The following is a 23,660-nucleotide window of genomic DNA, read 5'->3' on the forward strand; positions in this document are numbered from 1 at the left end:
GGTCGTCGCGGAGTTCGAAGTCCCACGCTGCCGGCGCTTTCGCGCTCATCGACCGCCCAGCAGCGTGCGCTTGCCGAGTCCGGGCTCGGGATTCCACAGTCGCGGATGCTGGCGCGCGGGCGACCCGAGTTCGCCGATCACCGCGTCGATGAACGTCTGGTTGCTCCAGCCCTCGCGCACCGCCGTTTCGAAGACCGCCATCGCCGCGCGCGTGAAGTCCCCTTCGCCACTGCTTTCCCAGGCGTATTCGCTGTCCCGGCAGGCGGCGAAGTGCGCGACGCCGCGCCCCGGGCTTGCCGACGCCGGGCTTGCCGACGCCGGGCTCGCCGAAGCGTTGCCGCCGCGTCGTGCGCTCCGTTTGGACACGCCGCGCACCTCCATGTAGCGGTTCACCGTTTCATCGTCGAAACGCATGAGGCGCGGCCTCGTTCCATCGCTCGCGGCCCGTGCACGCGCACGACTGATCGTGCCGGAATGGCAGCAATCCATGAACAGCGTCAGGGTGGCGCCTTCCGGCAACGCGCGGGTGATGCCGCGCACGTCGTCGTCGATAAGCATCTGCCCCGCGCGGTAATCGAACGGCACGAACGCTTCGTCGAACTTCTCGTCCTCGTCGCCGCTCACGTCCGGAAGCTGTGCGCCGTGGCCGGAGTACTGGAACACCAGTTCGTCGCCGCTGCGCGCTTCATCGACCAGGCGCTTCAACGCGTCGTACATCGCCTGGCGCGTGGCCTGATCGTCACGCAGCGGACGCACCGTGAAGCCGCAACCGGTGAGCGCCTGCGCCCAGCGATTGCTGTCGTTGACGCAGCCCTGCAACGGCTGATCGGCGTACTGGTCGATGCCGATGCAGACCGCGATGCGACGCCTGCCGCCGCCAGTCGGCGATGGTGGCGAGGCGCTACCCGAAGGCTCCTCGTCGGGCTCCATCCCGGCGCCGGATTCCTCGTCGTCGCCGAAGCCATCGCGGCCGTCTTCGTCGATGGCGCCGCTGCCTTCGCGCCCCAAGGCCCGTCGGCAACACGGACAGCAGCCGTCGTAATCGTCATCGCTTGCCAGCGCGATCGGCGCGACGCGTGTCGAATCACCCAATCCGCATGCCTTGAACGCCGCCGCCGGCGGGAACTGCATCGCGCTGCTGGTGGGCTCGGGCGATACGCCGAGCACGCGCGCGAGCACCGAGACCATCGTCTGCGCATCGTTGTCGAAACCCCCGTGCTGGAGCGCGCCGGTCCGCTTGTTCATCAGCCGGGAGCCGCGCGGAGGCGAGAATTCGACCGTGACGGGCGGGTTGCTGGACCTGATCCGGCCATCGTCCTTCGGCTTGAGGTTGAACAGCTTGCGCAGCTCCGCGTCGTCGTACAGATCCTTCTGCAAACCGAGCACGCGACGGTCGCCGCATGCTTCCCGGACGAAGTACAGCAGCGACTTGCGGTAGATCTTCGCGCAATTGTCGTCGCGTTCGGCCTCGTCGTTCATCGTGTACATGCACAGCTCGCGGATCGGTTTGCCTGTGCCGATCAGCGGTTCGACGTCCGCCAGGAAACGGTCGGTGCGTATCGCCGGCGCCAGGTAGCTGAGCGTGCTGATGACGAAGCCCTTGTCCGTGAGCAGCGGCAGGAACTTCGAAAGAAGGATCGGGCCGGTGCTGTGGCCGACCGCATGCAGCTGCACCTCGGGATACTTCGCGAGCACCGGTGCCAGCACCTGCGCGAGTTGCCACGCACCACCGGCGCGACCCTGTTGCTCCCGGATCACGGACAGGGACGCGTTGCCCGCGTCCTCCTTCATCTCGGCCCAGACGCGACGCGCGACGGGTTGGGTGATGCCTTCGAGCAGCCAATCGGTGAAGTCGGTGAACTCGCGCGCGCCGCGTGGCGTCGTGCGCAGCGTTTCGAAGAACCCGGATTCCCAGATGAAGAAGATCGGGAACACACCGTTCCTGAGCCACCACGGCAGCACGGTGTTGGCGTAACAGATGGCGCTGGCCTCGTCGACCAGGCCGCCGTGTGCGTAGAACACCACGTGCGCGGGACGTTTGAGTTGGCGGCGGCTCTCCAGGTAATCGACCAGATGGCGCTCGGCGATCATCCTGGGCGCCACCTGCACGCTGTCGATGTCGCCTTTCGCAGACAGCACGCCCTTCGACAGATTGATCGTATGGCGGCGCAACAGCGCGTCGGCGGGCATCGGCGCGCGCCGCGCGCCCTCGACACCGGGGCCGAGATCGAGCCGCGCCGCGAGCGCCTCCTGTTCCTCCAGCGCCCAGTCCGATTCGGGCACTTCGACCGAGTCGGGATCCTCGATGGCGTTGGCGTCATCGACCAGGCCGTTGACTCCGCGCGCGCCCTGCCTGTCGAACCAGCCGCGCACCTCGCCTGTGTCGAGTACCGCGTCGGATTCGGGCCGTCGCTCGACACCTTCGGCGCCCTGCCCTCCTGCCGCCAGTATCGTGGCGATCTCGGCCTGCATCTTCGCCTTGTCCAACGATGAGCCGGGACACGTCTTCGCCGTCGTGAAATCGCGGTGGAAACGCAGCGCCTTTTCGTCCAGACCGAACCTGCGCAGCACCGCCACGATCACGCCGATCACCGCGTTCCGCTGGTCGCCGTCGAGCGGGTCCTTTCCCTTGTCGAAGTTGCCGACCACTTCGATCATGAACGGCCCTTTCCTCGAGGTGCCGTTGTGGCCGACGGCGCTGGCTGGCGGCGAATCCCACGACCGGCCGGTCCACAGGCCGCCGGCCGGATCGACCGTCAGGTGCTGGGCGATGTCGCTCCAGCCCTTGCCCATGTGGAACGCGCGCATCGCCTCGATCGTCGCCTGGCCGCGGAAATCCGCGCGGCGTGGGCGATCGGTGCAGTGCAGGTGGAACTCCGTGATCTGGCGGCGTGGCTCCCACTGGGCCAGCAGTCGCTCGAAATCGGCCAGACCGATGCGACGAATCGTGGACATCCGTGTACTCCCTTGGGGGGCGGGAGGGTGCCTCTTCTCCCGAACGCCAGCCCACACGGACAACGGCCGTCCGCTCGTCGGCCGGACGCGGATGTTTCGTTGTGACGATGGCGCCTACAGGTTCTGCGACTTGAACCGGCCACGCCGCGAGATATGCGTGCCGGACACCATGAACTCGCCCTGCCCGCGGTAATGCAGCGTGCGCGGGCGTTTTGGCGTCGGCGCGACGTGCGCCTTCACCACTTCCCAGATGAACATGCCATGCGGCCCGGCCCGTCGCTTGTCGGCCAGCCTGCATTCGAAGTTCGCATGGCACTGCGCGATCAGCGGCGCGCCGACATGACGCGCGGGTTTTGCGCTCAGGCCGAACGCGGCGAACTTGTCGATGCCCTCGGCACCGCTGCAGTTGCCGATGCCGACCACGGTGTCGACCATGTCGGCGGTCGGCAGGTTGATCACGCATTCGCCGCTGCGGCGGATCAGGTCGTGACTGTAGTTCCCGTCCCAGATGTAGCACGCGAACAGCGCCGGCGAGAACTCCAGCATCATGTGCCATCCCATCGTCATGATGTTGGTGCGCTCCTTCCATCGCGAACTCACCAGCACGATCGGGCCGGGTTCGAGATAGCGGCGGATCTGGTCCAGCGGAAAGTCCTTCTTCTTCGGGATTTTCATGCGTCGCCGGCTCCATGTCGCTCACGTGCGCATATACCAGCGATCGGGTGATGAACGTTAGAACGCGCGCGAAGTGGCGCGCGGTCTTGCGCATCATGTCGGCATCCGCGTGCGATTCATCGCAAACGCTGCATTTCATGATCGCGTCACGTAGCATCCATCTCCCGCATACATCGCGACGCTGGGTCCACGCCGCTTCCGCCGGCTGCCAGCTCGAACATCGCGCTTGACGCGCCCGTCGTCGCCGGCTGACTACACTTTCGCCGGGACCGCTGCCGGAGTCTTCCATGGTCTTCCGACTTTCCATCGGCATCCTTGCCGTGCTCGTGCTGATCGGCGTGCTGATGCCCGAAGCGTTCGGCCAGTGGAGCCAGCGCGTGCAGGCCGCGACGCTCGGCGGTGCCGGCTGGTTGTACCTGGTCATCGTGTTCTGCGTGCTGGCCTTCCTCGGCTACCTCGCCTTCAGCCGCATCGGCCAGCTGCGCATCGGCGGAAGCGATGCCGAGCCGCAGTTCTCGCGCGGCTCGTGGTTCGCGATGTTGTTCTCGGCGGGCATGGGCATCGGCCTGGTGTTCTGGGGCGCCGCCGAACCGCTCTCGCACTACGTGCAGCCTCCGGAAGGACTGAGCCCCGCAAGTCCCGCCGCCGCGCGCGCATCGCTGCGCTACGCGTTCTTCCACTGGGGACTGCATCCGTGGGCGATCTACGCGCTCATGGGCCTGGCGATGGCGTGGGCGCAATACAACCGCGGATCGCGCGGGCAGATCAGCGATCTGCTCGAACCGCTCATCGGGCGCCACGTGCACGGCACGATCGGCCACCTGGTGGACGTGCTCGCCGTGGTGGCGACCGCGGTCGGCGTCGCGACCACGCTGGGCCTCGGCGCCGCGCAGATCAGCGCGGGCCTTGAACAGGTCGCGCATGTTCCCGCGACATTCGCCACGCAGGTGGTGGTGATCGCCGTCGCCTTCGTGCTCTACATGGCCTCCAGCCTTTCCGGGCTGGATCGCGGCATCAAGTGGTTGTCGAACTTCAACATCGTCGCGGCGGCGATCCTGCTGGTGCTGGTGATCGCGCTCGGACCCACCGCCTTCATCTTCGAGACCTTCACCACCACGCTCGGCGGTTACCTCAACCAGCTTCCGGCGATGAGCCTGCGCATGACGCCGTTCTCGCAGACTTCGTGGGTCGGCGAATGGACGATCTTCTACTGGGCCTGGTGGATCGCGTGGGCACCGTTCGTGGGCGCGTTCTTCGCGCGCATTTCCTATGGCCGCACGGTGCGCGAGTTCGTCTTCGGCGTGGTGTTCGGCCCCGCGCTGGTGAGTTTCATCTGGTTCTCCGCGTTCGGCGGGACGGCGCTGTTCCAGCAGATGTTCGGCGGAATCGACCTGCTGCCCGCGCTCGCGGAAGGTTACGAGCACGTCCTCTTCGCGATGACCACGCACCTTCCGCTGGCGAGTGTGCTGGCGTGGTGCGCGATCGTGCTCCTGCTCACCTTCTTCGTCACCTCCGCCGACTCGGCGACGCTGGTGCTCGCCAGCATGTCGAGCGACAGCCCCGAGGATCCGCCGATATCGCGCCGCATGGTGTGGGGCGTGATGCAGGCGGCGATCGCGGTCGCGCTGCTCGCCGCGGGCGGACTGAACGCGTTGCAGGCGGTCGTCATCGTCGCGGCGTTGCCGTTCGCCATCCTGTTGGCCGCCGTGCTAGTCGCGCTGCAGCGGGTGTTGTCGCAGGATCTGGCGACGCTGGAACGCGAGGAACGCGAACTTCACCGGGCCGAACTGCGCTGGCTTCGGAAGGAGCGCGATGATGCGGTGCGAAGCCCGCCGGGCGGGGGTGGAGGCGACTGATCTTCGACGCCGCGACTACCGCGTGCGACGCAATTCCTTGCGCGTGATGTATGCGAGCACCCCGCCCGCGCCCGACTCTCGACCTTGGCCCGCCGAAGCCCATCCGGCTCCTGCACCAGCTCATACACCTGCACGGCACAATCGCCCGCGACCCAATGGCTGACCACCTCGTAGTTCCGTCCGACCTGCGGAACGAAACTGCCTGCGGCGTAGCAATTCGCTGAGCTGCGCGTGCCGGGCGCGCCAGTGCCCGGGGTGCCGGGCATGGACGATTCGCGATAGAACGAGAACGCCGCCGAAATCGGCTGGCCCGCACTGGCGGCGATCTCCACGTAATGTTTCGGTGTCTCCGCGCTCTTCGGCATGCCCAGATCGCGCTTGCGCTGTCCGCCCATCTGCGGCCCGGCCGGATAGTCACTGCCCGGCACTTCGTAACTCACGCAGGTGCTGCCGGGATACATCTTGACGTTGCGCGAGCCGACCAGGCGGATGTGGGCGAGGTCACCGCTGGTGGGCTCCGTGCAGAAAGGCAGCTCGCTCCTGATCGTGCAAATCGATACGGAAGCGCCACGCCAGATCGACATTATTCCGGATAACGGTATTCGAGCTTCATTTTTCCTTCAGGGGTAAGGCTCATGCTCAAGCCACTTGGCGTATCGCCACCACCGCGTCCCAGATGCTCGTAGAGGGCATAAGCAGCATCGGCTGCTTCCACCATTACCTGCTGCTCCGGCACATAGGGTGCCTTCTGTCGTCCGGAATCGGTTTCCTGCCAGAAACGCATCAACACTTGACGACCGGGCTTGTAATCCATGTCCACTCCGCTGCGGGTCCAAGCCGAATCGCCTTGTGCATGCAGCACGCACCGGCCAATCGCTTGATACGCCTGTTCAACGGTCATTGCTGGTGGCGCTGCTGGCCGCTGGCCCGTCAACGACTGATTGATTTCGTCGCCGGTCATAACTTCGTCCGTTTCCTCGTAACCTTCCGGCTTCACGTAGTCATACTCGATCTCATGCCGACCATCTGGATACAGCGTAAAGGTGAGGCCCCAGATGCGCGCCTTCCCAGCTGCGATCAAGTCGTCTCGGAGGGCGAGGCATGCGCGCTGCAGGTCGAAAACAGCAAATCCAATAGGAAGATCACGGGAAGACCCATTGAAAACCTGGCGCGTTTCTACGCCACCCAACCCCTCCTGGAGGATGGGGCATACTGCCTCCAACCTCTCCCAACCATCATCACTCGCCTGAACGAGTGACGTCGCGATTGCTTGATATGCCTCTTTAGCGTTCATGCCCATAGGACTCTGTTCTACTGCTCAAATGGAAAACGCTTTATCGTTCCGCCGATGTTGGCTTCCACAAGGAATTTATCCGGCCGTGCTCCGCCGCCCATCGGATACCCGACGTCGATTTTCACGCTGACTGGTTTTCCAGCCTTCAGTGCCTCACGCAACACGTCCTCCATCGCCCTCCAATCACCGCGATTCAACGTAGATGCCTGCGGGACAATGTTAATACGGTCGCCTGCACCACCCAAGCTCGAAGCGATCAGGTGACCACCTTCATCGCCGGCGTCACCACACTTTCCTGCCGCACATTGCTGATGGGTGTTCCGGTCCATCTTGGTTAGGCTAAGGTCGGCCTCCACCGCCTTGACCCGGCCTGACGCGTCGGTGACATACGCATGACCATTGTCCAGCACATACGCGGTTCTTGGCGTGAGCTGGCCATTAATGGCCTTATCCCAACTGCCCCTGCTGCCAGCAGCTACCTGCTGAACTTCATCTACGTCGACGCGCTTCGCCATCTCCTGGCCACGCTCGACGCTCTTTGCAATGCCTACAGCCCCGCTTTGAGCGATGTCACCCACCGTCTCAACAGCATTCTCGATCCTCTTGAGCGGGATTCCGCCGAGGACTGCCGAGGCCATCGCGTCATCTCGGATCTGGCCAAAGTTTCCGTCCGCGGCGTTTACGGCTACCTGGCCGATGCCGCCGGCGAAGCCAAAGCTGGCGAGTCCGCGCGCGAAGTCCTCTGCGGCCCACTTCTTGTGCTCGTTCCAGTCGGCTTCCGTCCAGTCCTTCACGTCCGCGGGCTTGCTGGCGCGCCACTCCTTGTATTCGCCTTCAAACCGAACGGCATTCAACGCGTCCTGGTAGTCCTGCTGGCTGATCTTTCGCGAGTTGGTGAGGTCTGTATCGAAGGCCCAGTCGATGCCCCTCGTCAGAATGTTGCCCTTGTAGGGATTCCCAAATAGATCATTGTCCGCGTACTGTTGGAGCGAATCGACAGTGAAGGCCTGTTGCGATTGACCGTCCTCATTGATGAACCTCAACCCCACCGCGGCAGCTTCCGCAGCCAGCCAGTTCGCTGCGTCCTGGTATTTCCCGCCAGCGCCTTCGCCTCCCAGCTTGTCGTAGGACTCGGCGTCTAGACTCCACAGCATCGCGCGCAGCAATTCCTGCTCTGCCTCCTGGCGCGTGATGTCCCTTTCCTCGGCATAGTCATCGGCCTTGGCCGCCAGGAAGGCCAGTTCGTCTTGGTGCAACTGGCGGTTGAACTGATCGCCCGCCAGCGCCGTGCCCGCTCCGGTCACTCCGCCAAGCAGGCCGCCCAGTGCCGCACTGCCCAGTTCCATCAGGCTGTCGTACTCGGCACTGCCTACCTTGATGCCCTTCGCATCAAGGTAGTTCGACATCGCCTCCTTCGCCTTCTCCGCGCCGGCAGCCCCCAACCCCCCTTGCAGCGCATCTCCGCCGCCCAATGCCGCGACAGCTGCGCCGGTCATGCCGTGAAGGACTACCTTACTGGTGCCGCCGTCGCTCCAGCTATCGATCCGAGCCTGGGCTGCCTGCCTCTCTTCTTCGGTGGTGGCGTTGGCCAGGTCCTGCATTGCCTGCTGCTGTTTGATCTCAGCAAGGCCGCCGGCCATCTGGAAGCCGATCTTCGCCGCCTCCTGCCCTAGCGCGAAAGCCTCATCGATCTTCTGCTGATCGTAGATCGGGTTCAACCCGTTGCCGTCCAGGACAGTCGTCGTTCGATCCAGACCTGCAACTGCGCTGGTATCGCCGTTTCGGACGTCGACGGTTCCCGCCGCGATGTCGCTTCGCGTGGTGCTACTGGCACTGTCCTTCTGGTTGCCCAAGGCGCTCAGTCCTGCACCGACAGCCGCCTGTTGCCAATTGGTGCCGTCGGTGCCAGCCCCGAAGTTCGTTGCCTTGTAGTGCGCGTCGTTTTCGATGTCCTCGAGCGTCAGGCTGCCGGTGGACAGCTGATTCCGGCTTGGGTCGGCATTGCTGGCCAGTGCGCCACCCTTGAGGTGCGTGTTGCCTTCGACGTCGATCTGGAAACCGCCTTGACCAGCCTGGATGCCGCTTTGCTCCTGGACGCTGGTGTATTGGCTATCGGCCTTTTGCTGACCGTAATAGGCATTGCCGCCATAGCCGTATACGAAGGTGCCACCCGCCTGCTGTTGCTTGCTGGCGTAGTCATCCGTGTCCTGCTGGCTGATGACGTTGAAGTCGCCGCCCACTTTGCCCGTGATCTGGTCGGCGACGACCTGCGCGCCTTCCAGAGTGGTGTCGCCGCCACTGACGAATGCAACACCTTCCCTGCCCCTGATCGTCGTCTCGGCGTGGGTGGTGCCATTACCGGCACCCTTGCCCTTTCCCGCGTTTGCGGTGACGTAGAAACCGGTGGTCGAACCTATACTGAATCCGATCTCGGCGCTGCCGTTCTTGTTGCGACTTTCGCTGCGATGCTGCTCGGCCTGGCTTGTGAGGTTGATATCGCCCGTCGCTGCAAGACCGACGGTATTGCCCTCGATCTGGCTGCCGATCACGCTCAGGTCGCCATCGGTTGCCATGATGGATATCGCGCCATTGCTCTGGATACGACCGCCTTGGGCCGCCTCACTCGACACATCGGTTTGGGCTGACGCGCTGCTGGCTCCAATACCGATGCGTAAGCTGACACCGGCGTCTGCGGACTGATTGCCCTGCTTGGCCAAGGCTTGGGCGCCTTCGGCCGCGGCGATGCCCGCACCCACGGCTTGTGCGGCATACACAGCCTTCAATCGGTCGTCCTTGACGTCACCAGCGGCCTTGCCTCTGCCGTAGGCGGTTTCCGCAGCCGTTACCACGCCACCGGACAGGCCCAGGTGGATGCCGGCACTCTTTTCCTTGTAGGTTTGCGTGGCCTCGGTCGTGTTGACAGCGGCATCGATGATGACGTCCTTTCCGATAATCGCGGTAGCGGTGTTGGACAACACATCGCTGCCCGTGATGTGCACGGTCCCACCAGCCGTCAGCGCAACCTTGCCGTTGACCGAGCCGACCACGCTGCCCTGATGCGTGGTTTCGTTGAAGGTGTTCCCCTGCGTGACCTTGCTGCTGCCAGCGGTGATGCTGAAACCGCCGTTGCCGAAAACGCCGGATTTCTTCTTGTTCTGGCTGAAGGTTTCGCCGTGCGTCGTCTCGGCCGTGCCGATGGTAAGGTGACGGCCAGCCGCCATGACGACATCATCCGTCGCCACGACGTCGGCACCCTCGGTGGCGATGTCCCGCTTGGCGGAAACGTTCACGCTTTCGCCCGAGAGCGTCGTGCCGTGAGCATAGGTGTCACTGGTTTCGGCATGAGTCGCCGTGGTGGTGCTGGAGAACGTTCCCTTTTTCTTCGAGACGCTGTCCTGGATTGTGTGGTCGGTTTCGTACGCCGCCGCCAAAGTGACATCCCGTCCTGCCGCCAGCGCGATCCCGCCCTCCTCGCTGCGCACCGTCGCCGCTTCCAGCGTGATGTCGCGGTCGGCCACCATCGCGATGTCGCCGCCGGCTTCGAAGGTGCTGCCGGTGACGGTTTCGTTGCTGAACGTGGTCGTCGTCCACGTGCGCTTCTTGCCCTGGCGGCTGTACGTGTCGTACGTGCCCGACACCGTGTCGGTGACCGCTTCGCTGACGACATCGCGGCCGGCGGTGACGGCGATGCTGCCGCCGGCGCCGACCTCGGAGGCGATGAACTTCGCGTCGCGGCCCGCATCGACGACGGCGTGGCCGCCTGCGTTCACCGAGCTGCGATCGATCACCACGTCGTTGCCGGCGGTGATCGACGTGCTGCCGCCGCTCGCGATCGCCGCCACCGGGCCGCGCACCGCACCCGCGGCGTCGGCCGCCTTCTGCACGAAGTCGCGGCCGGCGGCCACGATCGCGTTGCCGTCGCTCGAGAGCGTGCCCTGGTTGACCACGTCGCGCGCGGCCGAGACCTGCAGGCCGCCTTCGCCGGCGGCGATCGTGCCGCCGCGCCATGCCAGGCCGCCGTTGACCTGCGCGTTGACGACGTCACCGCCGGCATCGACGACGATCGTGCGGCCTTCCATCGAGCCGCGGTTGGTCGTGTCCCCGCGCGTGGCGATGTCGAGCACGTCGCCGCCACGGATCGCGCCGTCGTTGATCAGCGTATCGGCGCTGAGCCAGGTGCCCATGTCGGCGGAGAACGTGCCGCTGTTGTCGATCCTCCCACCCGCTTCGACGTCGACGGAACCACCGGCGATGAGCGCGCCGTCCGCACGCAGGCGCTCGGCGGTGGCCTTCGACAGGTAGACCACCGGCACCAGCACCTTCTGGCCGTCGACGATCTGCTCGACCAGCCAGACGATGTCCTGGTCCAGCGCTGCGATCTGCGTGTTGGTCAGCGGCACGCCCAGCGCGAGGCCGAGCCGTTCCGCCTGCGCCGCCGCGCCGTCCATGAGCGAGCGGTACTGGGTGAACGCGTCATCCAGTCCGTTCAACGAACGGCGGCCCGTCAACGCCATGATCTGGTCGAGCACCAGGCGCTGCTCGTAGTAGCCGTCGCCCACGCGCTTGTCGATGACGTCCGGATCGGTGCGCAGTGCGTCGAGCAGGTAGTCCGAACTCGTCCACTCGCCCTTCGAAGCGAAGCGCGGCGCCGTGGTCACCAGGAAACGCGCGTTCGGATCGGCGCTGACGTCGAACATGCCGTTGTCGGAAGGCACCAGCCCGGGCAGCGGCTGGTTCGCGTCGCCGACGGTCTGCGGCGCGGCGTTGGCCGGGTTGTCGGCGCTTCCGATCTGGTCCTGCAGCGCGAGCTGCGTCGCGCGCGTGGCCTGCACCTGGCGGCTGTTCGCACCGCCGGTGGCCGACGCGCCCGAAGCGTTGCGGCCGTTGGCGCCGGTGAGCCCGACGCTGCCCGGCCCCGTGATCGACCCCGCGTTCAGGCCGCCCAGTCCCGCACCGGCGCCGACCACCGCATTGGTGAGGTCGCCGCCGGTTTCGATGACCAGCGCGTTGCCGGCGGTGATGGTCGCGCGGCCTTCAGCCGGCGTGACGGTCTGGGTGATCGTGCCGTAGCTGTACGAACCGTAATCGAAATTGGGTTCGTAGTAGCACTGGCCGGTCGGGCTGGTGCAGCGCTGGTATTGCAGTTCGTACTCGCCCGTCACCTGGTAGACCTGCTCGCCGGACAGGCTGATGTTGCTCACGCCGCCCGCGCCTTCGCCGCTGGCGCCCGACTGCGAGGCGCCGTTGATCCACAGGTTCCAACCCGCCGCGATGGAGGAATGGCGGTTCAGGATCGAACCGGCTTCCAGCGTCATGTCGCCGCCGGAAGCGATCTGCGCCGCCGCGGTGACGGTGTCGGTGTTCACGAACAGCCCGGTCGTCGGCGTCATCCGTTCGACGTAGGAGTCGATCTGGAACACGAAGCAGCCGCCGGTGCAGTGGTCGGCAAGCAGTTGCTGGCGCGTCTGGCCGTAGGTGATCGCGTCCGTGCCGGCGTTCGTCAGCGTCATCGCGGCCTGCTGTTCGGGCGAGAGCGTGCCCTGCACGAACTGGAGCACGCGACGCTCGTTGCGGATCGCGTTCGCGGCGATGTACACGTCGCCTTCAGCCTGGATGCGGCCGGAGATGTTGTCCACCTGGCCCACGCGCGTGCCGTCGCCGCCACGGCCGGTGATCGACAGGTCGCCCGCGCTGAAGATCTCGCCGTCGAGGTTGCGCAGCGACTGGCCGATGCGCAGGTCCAGGTCCACCGCCGCGCCGATGAAGCCTTCGCCGTAATCGCGTGCGGCCTGCTGCGTGCCCAGGTCGCGTCCGTTCACGAGCGTGTCGGCCTGGATGCCGACCACGTCGCCGACGATGTCGCCGGTGTTGACCACGCTGCCGGCGATCAGCGACAGCGTGTCGCCTTCCAGGCTCGCACCCGTGCGGTTGTCGATGACGCCGCCCACCGTGATGCGGTTGATGCCGGTTCCGTCGGCGTTGCTGGCGTTGATGGTGCCCTGGTTGACCAGGTGGCCGGCGGTGATCGCCAGTTCGCCCGGCGTCTGCAGCGTGCCCAGGTTGGTGAAGGTGCCGGCGACGCTCAGGTCGAGCAGGCGGTCGCTTTCCAGCCGCAGCCCGTTGCCGTAGGTGAAATCGCCGGTGAAATCGATGTCCAGCCATTGCGCGCCGTACACGCGGCCGGTGCCGGTGAGGCTGCCGAGCTGCAGATGCAGCGCGTTGGCCGCGATCTCGCCGCCGCTGGTGTCCAGCGTCGGCATGCTCAGCCAGAGCGAGCCGGCCTGGATGCGCCCGCCGCCGGCGTTGTCGATGGACGCGAGGTTCAGCCGGGCGGTATCGCCGGCGCCGAACTGCCCGGCCGCGTTGAACAGCGTGGCGGCGCCGTTCTGGAAGCGCGCCTCGCGGGTGGCGAAGACGGTGCCGTTGCGGTTGTCGAGCGTCGTCGCGTTCACCGTGAGGTCGCGACGGCTCACCAGCGTGCCGCCCGCGCTGTTGTCGATGGTGGCGACGTTCAGGACGGCGTCGCCGTCGCGCGTGCCCATCGTGCCGCCCCGGTTGTCGAGGGCGGACGCGGAGACGGTCAGCGCTACGGCATCGCTGGCGCTGGCGAGGATCTGCCCGCGCACGTTGTCCACGCGCGTGGCGTTCACGGTCGCACGGCCGGTGGCGTCGATGACGCCATCGGTGTTGTCGAGCCGCCCGCCCGCGCCGATCGCCAGGTCCGTGCTGCTGCGCACGGCGCCCGCCACGTTGCGAAGATCGGCATCGGACTGCACCTGCAGGCCGTTGCGGGCGAACAGCGTGCCGGCGCTGTTGTCGATCGAGCCACCGGTCACGCGTGCGCTGCCTTCCGCGCCGATCAGGCCGCCGGCGGTGTTCGCCAGCGATTGCGCGACGTCGAGCGTCAGCATTCCGCTTTCGCCGCGCTGCACCAGTTCGCCGTCGGTGTTGACCAGCGCGTCGACGAGCACGTCGACGTTGCCCACGCCATCGATGCGGCCGGACGCGTTGGTCAGCGTGCCGCCGCCGATCGACAGCGCGTCGCGCGCCACGATCTGGCCGCGTGTGTTGTCGAGCTGCTGCGCCTGCAGGATGACCCGATCGCCGAACAGGCCGCGCTGCGCGGATGCGTCGGTGTTCGCCGGATCCAGCGTGTCGCGGTTGAGCAGGCTGCCCGCGCGCACGCCCAGATCGCCGCCGGCCACGACGGTGCCCAGCGTGTTGTCGAACGCGCCGGCAACCTCCACATCGATGCCCTGCTGCGTCTGCACCAGGCCGGCGCGATTGCTCAGCGACGCGGCCTGGAGTTCGATCGCGCCATTGGCGGCGATGGTGCCGTCGTCGTTGATCAGCTGCCCGTCGGCGGTGATCTTCAACGGCGCGCTGCCGGCGGCCTGGAGCGTTCCGCCGGTGTTGATCAGATCGAGCGCGTGGACCGTCGCGTCGCCCGCCGCGGCCAGCACGCCGCGCGTGTTGTCGAGCGTTCCGGCGACGTTCCAGATGCTCGATCCGGTCCCCGCCGCGCGCACGGTCCCGTCGATGTTGTTCAGCGCACCCGCGGTCAGGTCGATGACGCCGTTGGTGGCGATGACGCCGCCGCGATTGTCGAGCGTGTCGCGCACGTCCAGTGCGAGCGCGTCGGTGCCGGCGGCACTGAGCTGGCCGCCCGCGGTGACGAGCGAACCGGCGTCGATGTCGATGCGGTTCGCCGTCGTGCTGCCGTCGCGCAGGTTCAAGGTTTCGCCGGTGAGCTGCAGCGTGCCGTTGCTGGCGATCGTGCCGCCCGCGCCTTCCAGTGTCGCGGCGTCGATCGCCATCGACTGCACGGCGCTCAACAGGCCGCTCGCGTTGTCGAGGCGCTGTGAGGTCAGCGCGAGCGTGGTGTTCGCGGCGATCTGTCCGCCGGTGTTGTCGACGTGACGCGCCTGGACGCCGAGCGCTCCGGCGAGGATGCCCCTGGGCGCCGCATCGGGATCGGCGACGCGCGTGTCGCGGTTGACCAGCTCGTCGGCGGTGATCGCGAGCGCCGCATCGGTGGCGATCAGGCCGCGCGTGTTGTCGAGGCTGCCCGACACGTCCAGTCGGCTCCCGCCATCGCCGGACGCGCTGAGCGTGCCGTCCGTGTTGACCAGGTCCGCGGCGTCGAGTTGCAACGCGCCATTGGTGAGGATCGCGCCGGCGGTGTTGTCGAGCATGCCGTCGGCATGCAGCGTCATCGTGCCCGCATCCAGCGCGCTGAGCGTGCCACCGGCGGTGATGAGATCGCCGGTGTCGATGGTCACCGAGCGGCCGAACGTGGTGGCGTCGCGCAATTGCGTGCGCTTGCCGGTGATGGTCAGCGCGCCATTGCTCGCGATGCGTCCGCCCTCGCCTTCCAGCGCATCGGCGTCGATGGACAGCGCGCCGCCGCCCGCATGCTCGATCGCGCCTCCGCTGTTGTCGAGCGTCTGTGCGGCCAGGGTGAGGTCGCCGTTCGCCATCAGCACGCCCTGCGCGCCGTTGTCGAGGCGGCCGGTGGCATCGATGGTCAACGCCTGCTGCGATTGCACGATGCCGCCATGATTGAGCAGATTGCCGACGTGAAGCACGGCGTTTCCGGCGGTCGCGAGCGTGCCGCCGGCATTGTCGAGCGCGCCGCTCACGACGACGTTGGACGTCGCGGTCCCCGCCGCGCTCAGCGTGCCGCCGCGATTGTCCAGCGTCGCGGCGGAGAGTTGAAGCGCGCCGTTGGTGACGATGTTGCCTGCGGTGTTGTCCAGCGCGTCGCGAACGTTCAGCGACAGCGCCCCGTTTCCGGTGGAGATCAGGTCGCCGCCGGCGGTGACCAGCGTGCCGGCATCGAGGGCGATCGCCTGCGCCTGCGTCGCGCCGTCGCGCAGATCGATCGCCTCGCCCGAGAGCCGCAGCGCGCCATTACCGGCAATGGTGCCGCCCGCACCGTTCAGGGTTTGCGCCTGCACCGTCAGCGTGCCGTCGCCCGCGTGCTGCACGGTGCCGCCGGCATTGCCGAAGGTGCCGGCCGACAGCGTCAGATCGCCGTTGCCGGCGATGCTGCCGCCACCGTTGTCGAGGACGCCGGAGACGCGCAACGCGCTGGCGTCCGTGCCGCTGGCGAGCAGCGTGCCGCCGCGGTTGTCGAAGTCGGCGGCATCCAGTGCGATGCGCGTCGCGGCGAGCGTGGCATCGCGATGATCGGCCTCGCCGACCGCCAGCGTGGCCGCGCCGGCGGTGACGATCGCGCCGCCCGCGCCGCGCAGCGTGTCGGCGGCGAGGCGCAGTCCGCCGGCTCCGGCGTGTTCGATGCGGCCGCTCTCGTTGACCACGACGCCGCCTTCGATGTTCAGCCGCGCGCCGTTGCTGGCGAGCGTGCCGCCCGAGTTGTCGAACGTGCCATCCACGCGCAGCGATGCATCGCCCTGCCCGCTGTGGCTGATGAGGCCGGCACGGTTGGAGAGCTGCGCCGCGCCGAGGTCGAAATCGCCCGCCACCTCGAAGCGTCCGCCATCGTTGACGATGCGATCGGCGTGCACGTTCGCGGCGCCCGACACGCTCAGTTCGCCGCCGGCGTTGGTGAGTTCGCCCTGCGCGATCGTGAGTTGCCGCAGGCCCAGATGCCCGCCGTCGTTGTGCAGGGCCGACGCGATGTCCACGCTCACGTTGCCGCCGGCGTTGATCCGGCCGCCGTCGTTGTCGAGCGTCCCGGCGATGTTCAGCGCGCCGTCGGGCAACGGCGTGAGGTCGGGAAGGCCGCCGCCGCTTCCGGCATCGCCGCCTCCGCTTCCGCCGGTCGAACCGCCACCGGTGCCACCCGTGCCGCCCGAACCGGTTCCGCTTCCGCCACCGCTGCTGCCGCCCTCGCCGCCGCTTTCGGCGAGGCCGATGCGACCGCCCGCGCGGTTGGTGATCGTGTCGGCCTTCAGCGCCAGCGCCTGCAGGCCGGTCTGCTCGATCGAACCGTCGCGGTTGCGCAACGATTGCGAGTCCACGGCGATGCGGCGTGCGTTCAGCGTGCCGCCGCTGTTGTCGAGGTCCGCACCGGTGCGCAGGATCAGCTCGCGCGCCGCGCTGAGCGTGCCGGCGTTGGCGACGCCGCCGGAGGTGTCGATGCGCGCATCCGACTTCGACTGGATCGCGCCGGTGTTCTCCAGGCGGCCATCGACGTTGACCACCAGCTCGCCCGCCTGCGCGCCGATCTCGCCCGCGTTGCGCACGCCGACGCCATCCTGCGTGCCCAGCAGCACGATCTTGTTGGCGTACATGCCGCCGAGGTGGCTCACGTCCAGCGCGAACGACGGCGCCGTGATCGCGCTGGCGTCGCGCGTGATCGCGGCCTGGTCGGCGCTGACCGTGTTGACGCCCAGCGTCGCCTGCAACTGCCTGGCCCAGATGCCTGCGTTGACCTCCATCGAACGCGCGATGAGATCGGTGTAGTCGGTCTGCGTCGCATCGAGGCCGGCGCCGTCCACGCGGATCGCGCCGCCCTGTACGCGATAGCCTTCGAGCGCGCCGCCGTTGACGATCGGCGTGCCGGTGGTCAGCGTCGCGCGGCTGGCGTTGAGGAAGCCGCCGCCGTTGACCTGGATGCCGGCGGGGTTGGCGATCACCACCTGCGCGCGATCGCCGGCCACTTCGACGTAGCCGTTGAGATGGCTGGGATTGGCGCTGTTGACCTCGTTGAGGATCACCCGCGCGGTGCCGCCGACCAGCCACGGATTGCCCTGCACCGGGCCGCCCAGCTGCGTCTGCGCGCCGGTGCGCGAGTTGTTGAGGACGACGCCCTGCGCGCCCACGTCGAACTGCCGGTACGTGTTGCGCGAAACGCCCGCCGCGCTGGGCGTGGTGATGTTGACCAGCGGCGCGCCGCTGGGCGCGGTGATCACGGTCGGACGCTGGTTGCCCGGCGCGTTGGGATCGGCCACCACCTGCGCGAAGGCGTCGTGCGCCAGCGTCACGTAGCCCAGCGCCATCCACAGCGCGAAGCTCACCGGACGCAGGACGGCCGTCGTCGTCCCCGCCTGCGCGGGGCCGTTCGCGCCGGGCCGGCGGACGATCTCCGCGACGGCCTGCAGCACGCCGAGCGCGCGGTTGAAGACGATGCGGTACAGATGCTTGTTCATGCGACAGCTTCCCTACATTGCACGAATGGACACGGACGCGGCCTGCGCCTCCGTCGGTCAATACGACCAGCTCAGGCTGAAGCCGGTGGTGGTGTAATCGGTCTGGAATCCCGAGGGCCGGTCGATCGCCGCGCCGACGAACACATCCCAGTACAGGCGATGCGCGCCGCCGCGCAGGCCGACGACCGCGCCGGCGAGTTCCTGCCCCTGCAGCCATCGCGCGGACGGCCCGCCGACGTGGCCGTAGTCCGCGCCCAGGTACAGTTCCTGCCCCGCGCCGAGCGTCAGGCCCACGTCGTTGCGCACGGTCCAGCCGCGTTCGCCGGCCAGGGTGAGTTCGCCGTCGAAGCCGCGCACGGTGAAGCGGCCACCGATCGAGAAGCGGTCCTGCGGCACCAGCGGCGTGCGCTCCCACTGCGCGCGCCAGCTGCCGGTGTAGCGCAGGCGCTGTTCGCCCAGCTGGAAGGGGACGGCGATCTGCGCGTCGGCGGTGATCACCTTCGAGCGAGACGTGCCTTCGCCGAACGCCTCCTCCGGCGCGGGCAACGCACCGAACGCGCCGGTGCCGCGGCGGTACGCGACGCTCGCATCCAGCGTCGCCTGGCCGAAGAACTGGCGATGCGTGAAGCCCAGCTCCCAGCCGGCCATGCGGCGGCGCTGCACTTCGACTTCGGTGTCGTCGACGTAGTTCTTCGACTCGCGCCACCAGCCGCGCGCATAGGCGCCGGTCTTGACGGTGGCATTGCGGAACAGCAGGCGCGACACGCGCAGCTCGGCGTTCTCGCTGGTGCCGCTGTAGGTGTAGGTCTCGAACGCGCCGGCGACGTTCTGGTGGTAGTCGTAACTGCTGGCGGTTGCACCGACCAGCCAGTAGCCGAACGGGACGTCGTAATGCGCGGTCCAGCTGGACGTGCCCTTGCCCGCGCCGTTGAACGCGTCGTGGCCGACGTTGACGTAGAAGAGGTCGTTCCAGCGCAGCGTGTTGTCGAGCGACACCGTCGCGCCGGCCTGCACCTTTCCGGTGCCCTCGCTGCCGGAATCGTCCAGCGTCACGCCGATGCGGAACGGTGCGCGCTGCTTCCAGGCGATCACCAGGTCGCTCTCGCCCGGCTGAGCATCGCTTCCGTCGGCGGGCGCGATCTGGATGTCGGCCTCCACCGTCGGAACGCGCTTGAAGTTCTCCAGCGCCTGTTCGATGTCGCGCAGGTTGAGCAGGTCGCCGCGTCGCGCCGGCACCGCGTTCCATGCAGCCGCCCGCGCATCGCCGTCGGCGAAGCGGACCGCACGGATGCGCCCGGGCACCAGCGTCAGCGTGAGCACGCCCGCGTTGAGGTCCTGCGGCGCGGCCAGCACGCGCGTAGTGACGAAACCGCGCGCGACGATGGCGTTCTGCATGCGCTTCATCACCACGTTGACGCCCTGCGTGCCGAGGCAGCGTCCGGTCGCCCGATCCCCGTCGGGGTCGGCTGCCCGCAACGCCCATTGGAAACGCTCGGCCTCCCCGCCCGTCAGCCGGATCTCGCGGATCTCGAAGCACGGCGACTCGTCGGCCGGCAGCCGGTCGGCGCGCGGCGCCTCCGGGTCCTGCATGCGCACGTCGGGTCGCGTTTCCTGTTGCTCGCGCAGGGCGCGCTCGCGCTCCTGCTGGCGCAGCAGTTCCTGCGCCGCCGTATCCAGCCCCTGCCCCAGCGCCACACCCGCCGGCGCGAACAGACCGCACAGCACGAACCATCCCGCAAGCGGCTTGTGCAGCCGCATCCATTTCCCCTGTTCCACTTCGCCTTTCCCTGTGAAGACCGCGCCCGGCCAGTCGATGCCCCCTGCGACCGCTCCCGGACGGTCGACGACCCCAACGCCGGACACCTTCAAGGATACATCGGCCGGCGTGCCGGATTCTTTAGCGCCGGCGATGCGGGCGGGCCGGCACGTGCCTCAAGGCGCGCGCGGCTAACATGGACGCCTTGTCACCGGGATCGGAAATGGAAGAACTCCGCAGGCTCCTGGCCGCACTGGATCGCGACGGCGACCCGGCGCCGGCGGACGACATCGCGTTCCGGATCGAAGCGCTGGACCGTATCGACGCGTGCCTTCCACATGCCGACGAAGCGCTCCGACGGCAGGCGATGGCGGCCAGCGATCGACTCGAATCGCTCAACGCGCGGTTCTTCGAAGATCTGCGCGAGGACATCCGCCGCGGCTTCGGCCCGGAACGGCTGATGGCCTGCTTCGCCCGATGGGAGCGTCCCCGCACACACGCCGACGACCCGCAAGCCTACGACCTGCTCGACGAACTCGTCGCCGGTCTTCTGCGCATCGACGAACCGGCGGTGCCAACGGTCGAGCTGTCGCCGGACATGGTCTTCTACCAGCCCACGCCCGCGCGCCACATCCTGGCGATGATCCGGCACAGCAGGCTTGGGCCGGACGATGTGCTGGTCGATCTGGGCTCGGGGCTCGGTCACGTCCCGCTGCTCGCGGCGATCTGCACGCGAGCGACGGCGATAGGTATTGAACTCGAACCGGCATACGTCGCCTGCGCGCAGGCGGCGGCCGGGGCGTTGGCGCTCTCCAACGTGCGCTTCATGCAGGCCGACGCGCGCGCGGCCGATGTCTCGGCGGGCACGGTGTTCTACCTCTACACGCCGTTCAAGGGCGCGATCCTGCGCGACGTGCTGGAACGCCTGCGCGATGAAGCGACGCGACGGCCGATTCGCGTGTGCACCTTCGGCCCGTGCACGGCGGAGGTCACGCAACAGTCGTGGCTGATTCGAAGCGCGGAGGATGAAGCGAACGCCCCCGCGATCTTCCACAGCGGGTAACTGCACGGCGGCGTTGCGCGGTTGAGCTGGTGGGGCTCGATCCTCTTCAGTTCGCCGATGCCGGCCTCGAGCATCGCGGACGGCGGTGCTTACGCATGAGTCGCTCCTTGAGGAAGGGCTGCCTTGCGGCGGAGCCGCAAGGGTGTCGGGAGGCTCAAAACCGGGTACGGACGGCGGGCAGCTTTCCCTTTCGGGTGCTCCATGGCGGCCACGCTCCCGACGCAGGAACGACTGCGTCCGGTTCGCGCCCTGGAATCATCCGGGCACAAAAAACCCACCGTGGTTACGGAGGTGGGAGCCACTGTACAAGGAGTTGCCTCACATATTCACTCGGTCGCGTACTCCACGCGCTCTTGTAGCCCGGGTAAGGCCGAAGGCCGCACCCGGGGAACGCTCGACGGACCCTCACGCGAGAAGCCCCGTGTGCGCGCCACTTACCCGGGCTACGGATGCCAATGGGCATGCAGCTGGGGCGGCACGTGAATCGGCGTCCCGGATACCTTCCCGTATTCCTCGCCCCCGAACGTGTGCGAGAACCCGTGCGCGCCGCTGAAGCCCTTGTCGGACAGCTCGCCTCGATACACCGGATACGCATCGCACAGCGCCGTCGACAGAAGAACAACGAGGTTTCGCCCATCCACTGCGTAAGCAGGATCGCGGAGCCGGGTTCCGTCACCGCTGACGATCTCCAGCTTCATCCAGCTGCCCGACAAACAAACCTCCTGTGGCGTTCCGTCACGCGGAAGACGAAGGACTCCGCAATGGCGCCGCCGTTGTCGAAAGCCACGAACCTCCATTCGGCGCCTGCCCGCCAGGTATCCGGTGGCGCTTCCGACGCCAGCTTCCGATAGCGCGCCTGCCTGGCTTCAAGTCTTCGTGTTCGCGTCCGGATGACAGACCGCTTCGTGTCGGGCATCCGGACAAGCCGACAACGGCTACGAACAACAGCAGCACGATCGGGCGCATGAAGCTGCTCGCAGGAGGGCGCCGTGATGATATTCGACCGCGATCGAATGTCCGATTCGGGCCGGAAGCCGACACCATCCGGCGCCCCCTCACCCCACCGCCCGCCGCGCATTGCGACGCAGCACCTGCGGCGGTTGCCCGAACGCGCGCAGGAACGCCCGCCGCATGCGTTCGATGTCGGCGAATCCGGTTTCCGTCGCGACTTCGCCCATCGAATGCCGGCCCTGTTCGATCATCACGCGGGCCGCTTCCACGCGCATGTGCTCGACGGCTTTCGCGGGCGACTGGCCCGTTTCGGCGCGGAAGGCGCGACTGAACTGACGCGGGCTCAGGTGCGCGGCATCGGCGAGTTCCTCCACGCTCAACGTCGAGTTCAGATGGCTGCGCGCGTAGGTGAGCGCGCTCTGGATGCGATCGCTCTTCGCGTCCAGTTCCAGCAACGCCGAATGCTGCGATTGCCCGCCACCGCGCCGGTGGTAGACGACCAGCTTCTGCGCGACCGCCCGGGCCAGTTCGATGCCGAAGTCCTTCTCGATCATGCCGAGCGCCAGGTCGATGCCGGCGCTCATGCCGGCCGATGTCCACAGCGCGCCGTCGATGATGAAGATGCGATCGTCCTCCACGATGGCGTCCGGAAACCGCGCCTGCAGATCGCGCGAATGGAACCAGTGCGTGGTCACGCGCCTGCCGTCCAGCAGCCCCGCCTCGCCGAGGATGAAGGCGCCGGTGCAAACGGATGCGATGCGTCGCACGGCGCCAGAGGCGCGGCGGATCCGCCTGACCAGTCCATCGGGGGACGCGGCCGGATACAGCAGACCCGTCACGATCAACGTGTCGACTTTCGCGCGCGACAGCACGCGCGTTTCGATCGGAATGCCGAGCGAACTCGCGACCGCGCCGCCATGTTCGGAGAACACGCGAATCCCGTACAGCGCGTCGCCGGCGGTGGCGTTCGCGAGTTCGAACGCGGAGATCGCGGCCAGTCCCATGATCTGGAAACCAGGGGGCGCGACGAATCCGATGGTGAGCACGGGGCGCTCCAGATGGCCGGACGCGGCATGTCCTGAAACGAGGTATATACGTCATTTAGGTCATTGGCAAGAAGGTCTACATTCCCGTTCGCCCGGCCATCGCGCCGCCCCACTGGAATCGACATGACCCCCTCCATTCATCAAGGCACCGCCCTCATCACCGGCGCGTCGTCCGGCATCGGCGCGGTGTACGCCGACCGTCTCGCGCAGGCCGGCCATGACCTGATCCTTGTCGCACGCCGCGCCGAACTGCTCCGCTCGCTCGCGCAGGACATCACGACGCGCACCGGCCGTTCGGTCGAAACGATCGCCGCCGACCTCACCCGCGCCGACGATCTCGCGCGCGTCGAATCCGTCCTGCACACCGATGCCAGCATCACGCTGCTGGTCAACAATGCCGGCGTCGGCGCCACTGCCCCGCTGCTGCGCAGCGACGTGGCCGACATGGATCGCATGATCGCGCTCAACGTCAGCGTCCCGATGCGCCTGGCCTACGCGGCGGCACCGGCGTTCGTCTCGCGCGGCGCCGGCACCATCGTCAACATCGCCTCGATCCTCGCGCTCCAGCCGGAGCTGCTCAACGGCGTGTACGGCGGCAGCAAGGCGTTCCTGCTCGCGTTGTCGCAATCGCTGCACCATGAGCTCGCCGACCAGGGCGTGCGCGTGCAGGCCGTGCTGCCCGGGGCCACCGCGACCGGATTCTGGGCCGTCGCCGGCCACCCGCTCGAAGACCTGCCGCAGGACATCGTGATGTCCGCGGAGGACATGGTCGACGCCGCGCTCGCGGGACTGGCGATGGGCGAACTCGTCACCATCCCCGCCCTGCCCGACGTCGCCGACTGGAACGCATTCGAGCGCGCGCGCGAAGCGCTGCAACCCGGCTTGTCGCGCAATTCGCCTGCGGCACGCTATCGGATCGCCCGCGCCGCCTGAGCGGTGCTCGATGC

At 67.5% G+C, this 23,660-nt stretch carries 11 protein-coding genes; 3 read left to right on the plus strand and 8 right to left on the minus strand.

What is annotated here, in order from left to right:
- Window positions 1-45: 45 nt before the first annotated feature.
- Window positions 46-2,955 (minus strand): caspase family protein, encoded by a 2,910-nt coding sequence (locus AC3ANK_RS09685; protein ID WP_484171017.1) that lies wholly within the window; start codon window positions 2,953-2,955, stop codon window positions 46-48.
- A 114-nt stretch (window positions 2,956-3,069) separates the two neighbouring features.
- On the minus strand, window positions 3,070-3,630 hold the full coding sequence (locus tag AC3ANK_RS09690; RefSeq protein WP_484171018.1) for a flavin reductase family protein: 561 nt from the start codon (window positions 3,628-3,630) through the stop codon (window positions 3,070-3,072).
- A gap of 287 nt (window positions 3,631-3,917) precedes the next feature.
- Here AC3ANK_RS09690 and AC3ANK_RS09695 point away from each other — a divergent pair, with 287 nt between their 5' ends.
- Window positions 3,918-5,486 (plus strand): BCCT family transporter, encoded by a 1,569-nt coding sequence (locus tag AC3ANK_RS09695; protein WP_484171019.1) that lies wholly within the window; start codon window positions 3,918-3,920, stop codon window positions 5,484-5,486.
- Here AC3ANK_RS09695 and AC3ANK_RS09700 read toward each other — a convergent pair.
- The 4 genes from AC3ANK_RS09700 to AC3ANK_RS09715 are packed head-to-tail and all read right to left on the minus strand — an operon-like array spanning window position 5,405 to window position 19,655.
- Window positions 5,405-6,070, minus strand: coding sequence for a hypothetical protein (locus AC3ANK_RS09700; RefSeq protein WP_484171020.1), 666 nt, complete (start codon window positions 6,068-6,070; stop codon window positions 5,405-5,407). The genes AC3ANK_RS09695 and AC3ANK_RS09700 overlap by 82 nt on opposite strands.
- Window positions 6,070-6,780, minus strand: coding sequence for a hypothetical protein (locus tag AC3ANK_RS09705; protein ID WP_484171021.1), 711 nt, complete (start codon window positions 6,778-6,780; stop codon window positions 6,070-6,072). The genes AC3ANK_RS09700 and AC3ANK_RS09705 overlap by 1 nt, the downstream gene beginning before the upstream one ends.
- A 17-nt stretch (window positions 6,781-6,797) precedes the next feature.
- Entirely contained in the window at window positions 6,798-17,897 is an 11,100-nt protein-coding gene (locus AC3ANK_RS09710; protein ID WP_484171022.1) for a hemagglutinin repeat-containing protein, read from the minus strand.
- 57 nt (window positions 17,898-17,954) lie between these two features.
- Window positions 17,955-19,655 (minus strand): ShlB/FhaC/HecB family hemolysin secretion/activation protein, encoded by a 1,701-nt coding sequence (locus AC3ANK_RS09715; protein WP_484172865.1) that lies wholly within the window; start codon window positions 19,653-19,655, stop codon window positions 17,955-17,957.
- A 221-nt stretch (window positions 19,656-19,876) separates the two neighbouring features.
- On the opposite strand from AC3ANK_RS09715, the gene AC3ANK_RS09720 reads away from it, so the two are divergent.
- Window positions 19,877-20,716 carry a hypothetical protein gene (locus AC3ANK_RS09720; protein ID WP_484171023.1) on the plus strand — a complete coding sequence of 280 codons (840 nt, stop codon included), beginning with the start codon at window positions 19,877-19,879 and terminating at the stop codon, window positions 20,714-20,716.
- Window positions 20,717-21,159: 443 nt separating this feature from the next.
- Here AC3ANK_RS09720 and AC3ANK_RS09725 read toward each other — a convergent pair whose 3' ends face one another.
- Window positions 21,160-21,414: a hypothetical protein gene (locus tag AC3ANK_RS09725; protein ID WP_484171024.1), complete on the minus strand. Its 255-nt coding sequence runs from the start codon at window positions 21,412-21,414 to the stop codon at window positions 21,160-21,162.
- A gap of 357 nt (window positions 21,415-21,771) precedes the next feature.
- On the minus strand, window positions 21,772-22,713 hold the full coding sequence (locus AC3ANK_RS09730) for a GlxA family transcriptional regulator (RefSeq protein WP_484171025.1): 942 nt from the start codon (window positions 22,711-22,713) through the stop codon (window positions 21,772-21,774).
- A 123-nt stretch (window positions 22,714-22,836) separates the two neighbouring features.
- Here AC3ANK_RS09730 and AC3ANK_RS09735 point away from each other — a divergent pair, with 123 nt between their 5' ends.
- Window positions 22,837-23,646, plus strand: a complete 810-nt coding sequence (locus tag AC3ANK_RS09735) for an SDR family NAD(P)-dependent oxidoreductase (RefSeq protein ID WP_206860617.1) — start codon at window positions 22,837-22,839, stop codon at window positions 23,644-23,646.
- Window positions 23,647-23,660 lie beyond the last annotated feature (14 nt).

It is taken from the genome of Lysobacter sp. SCRH-1R (assembly GCF_057747855.1).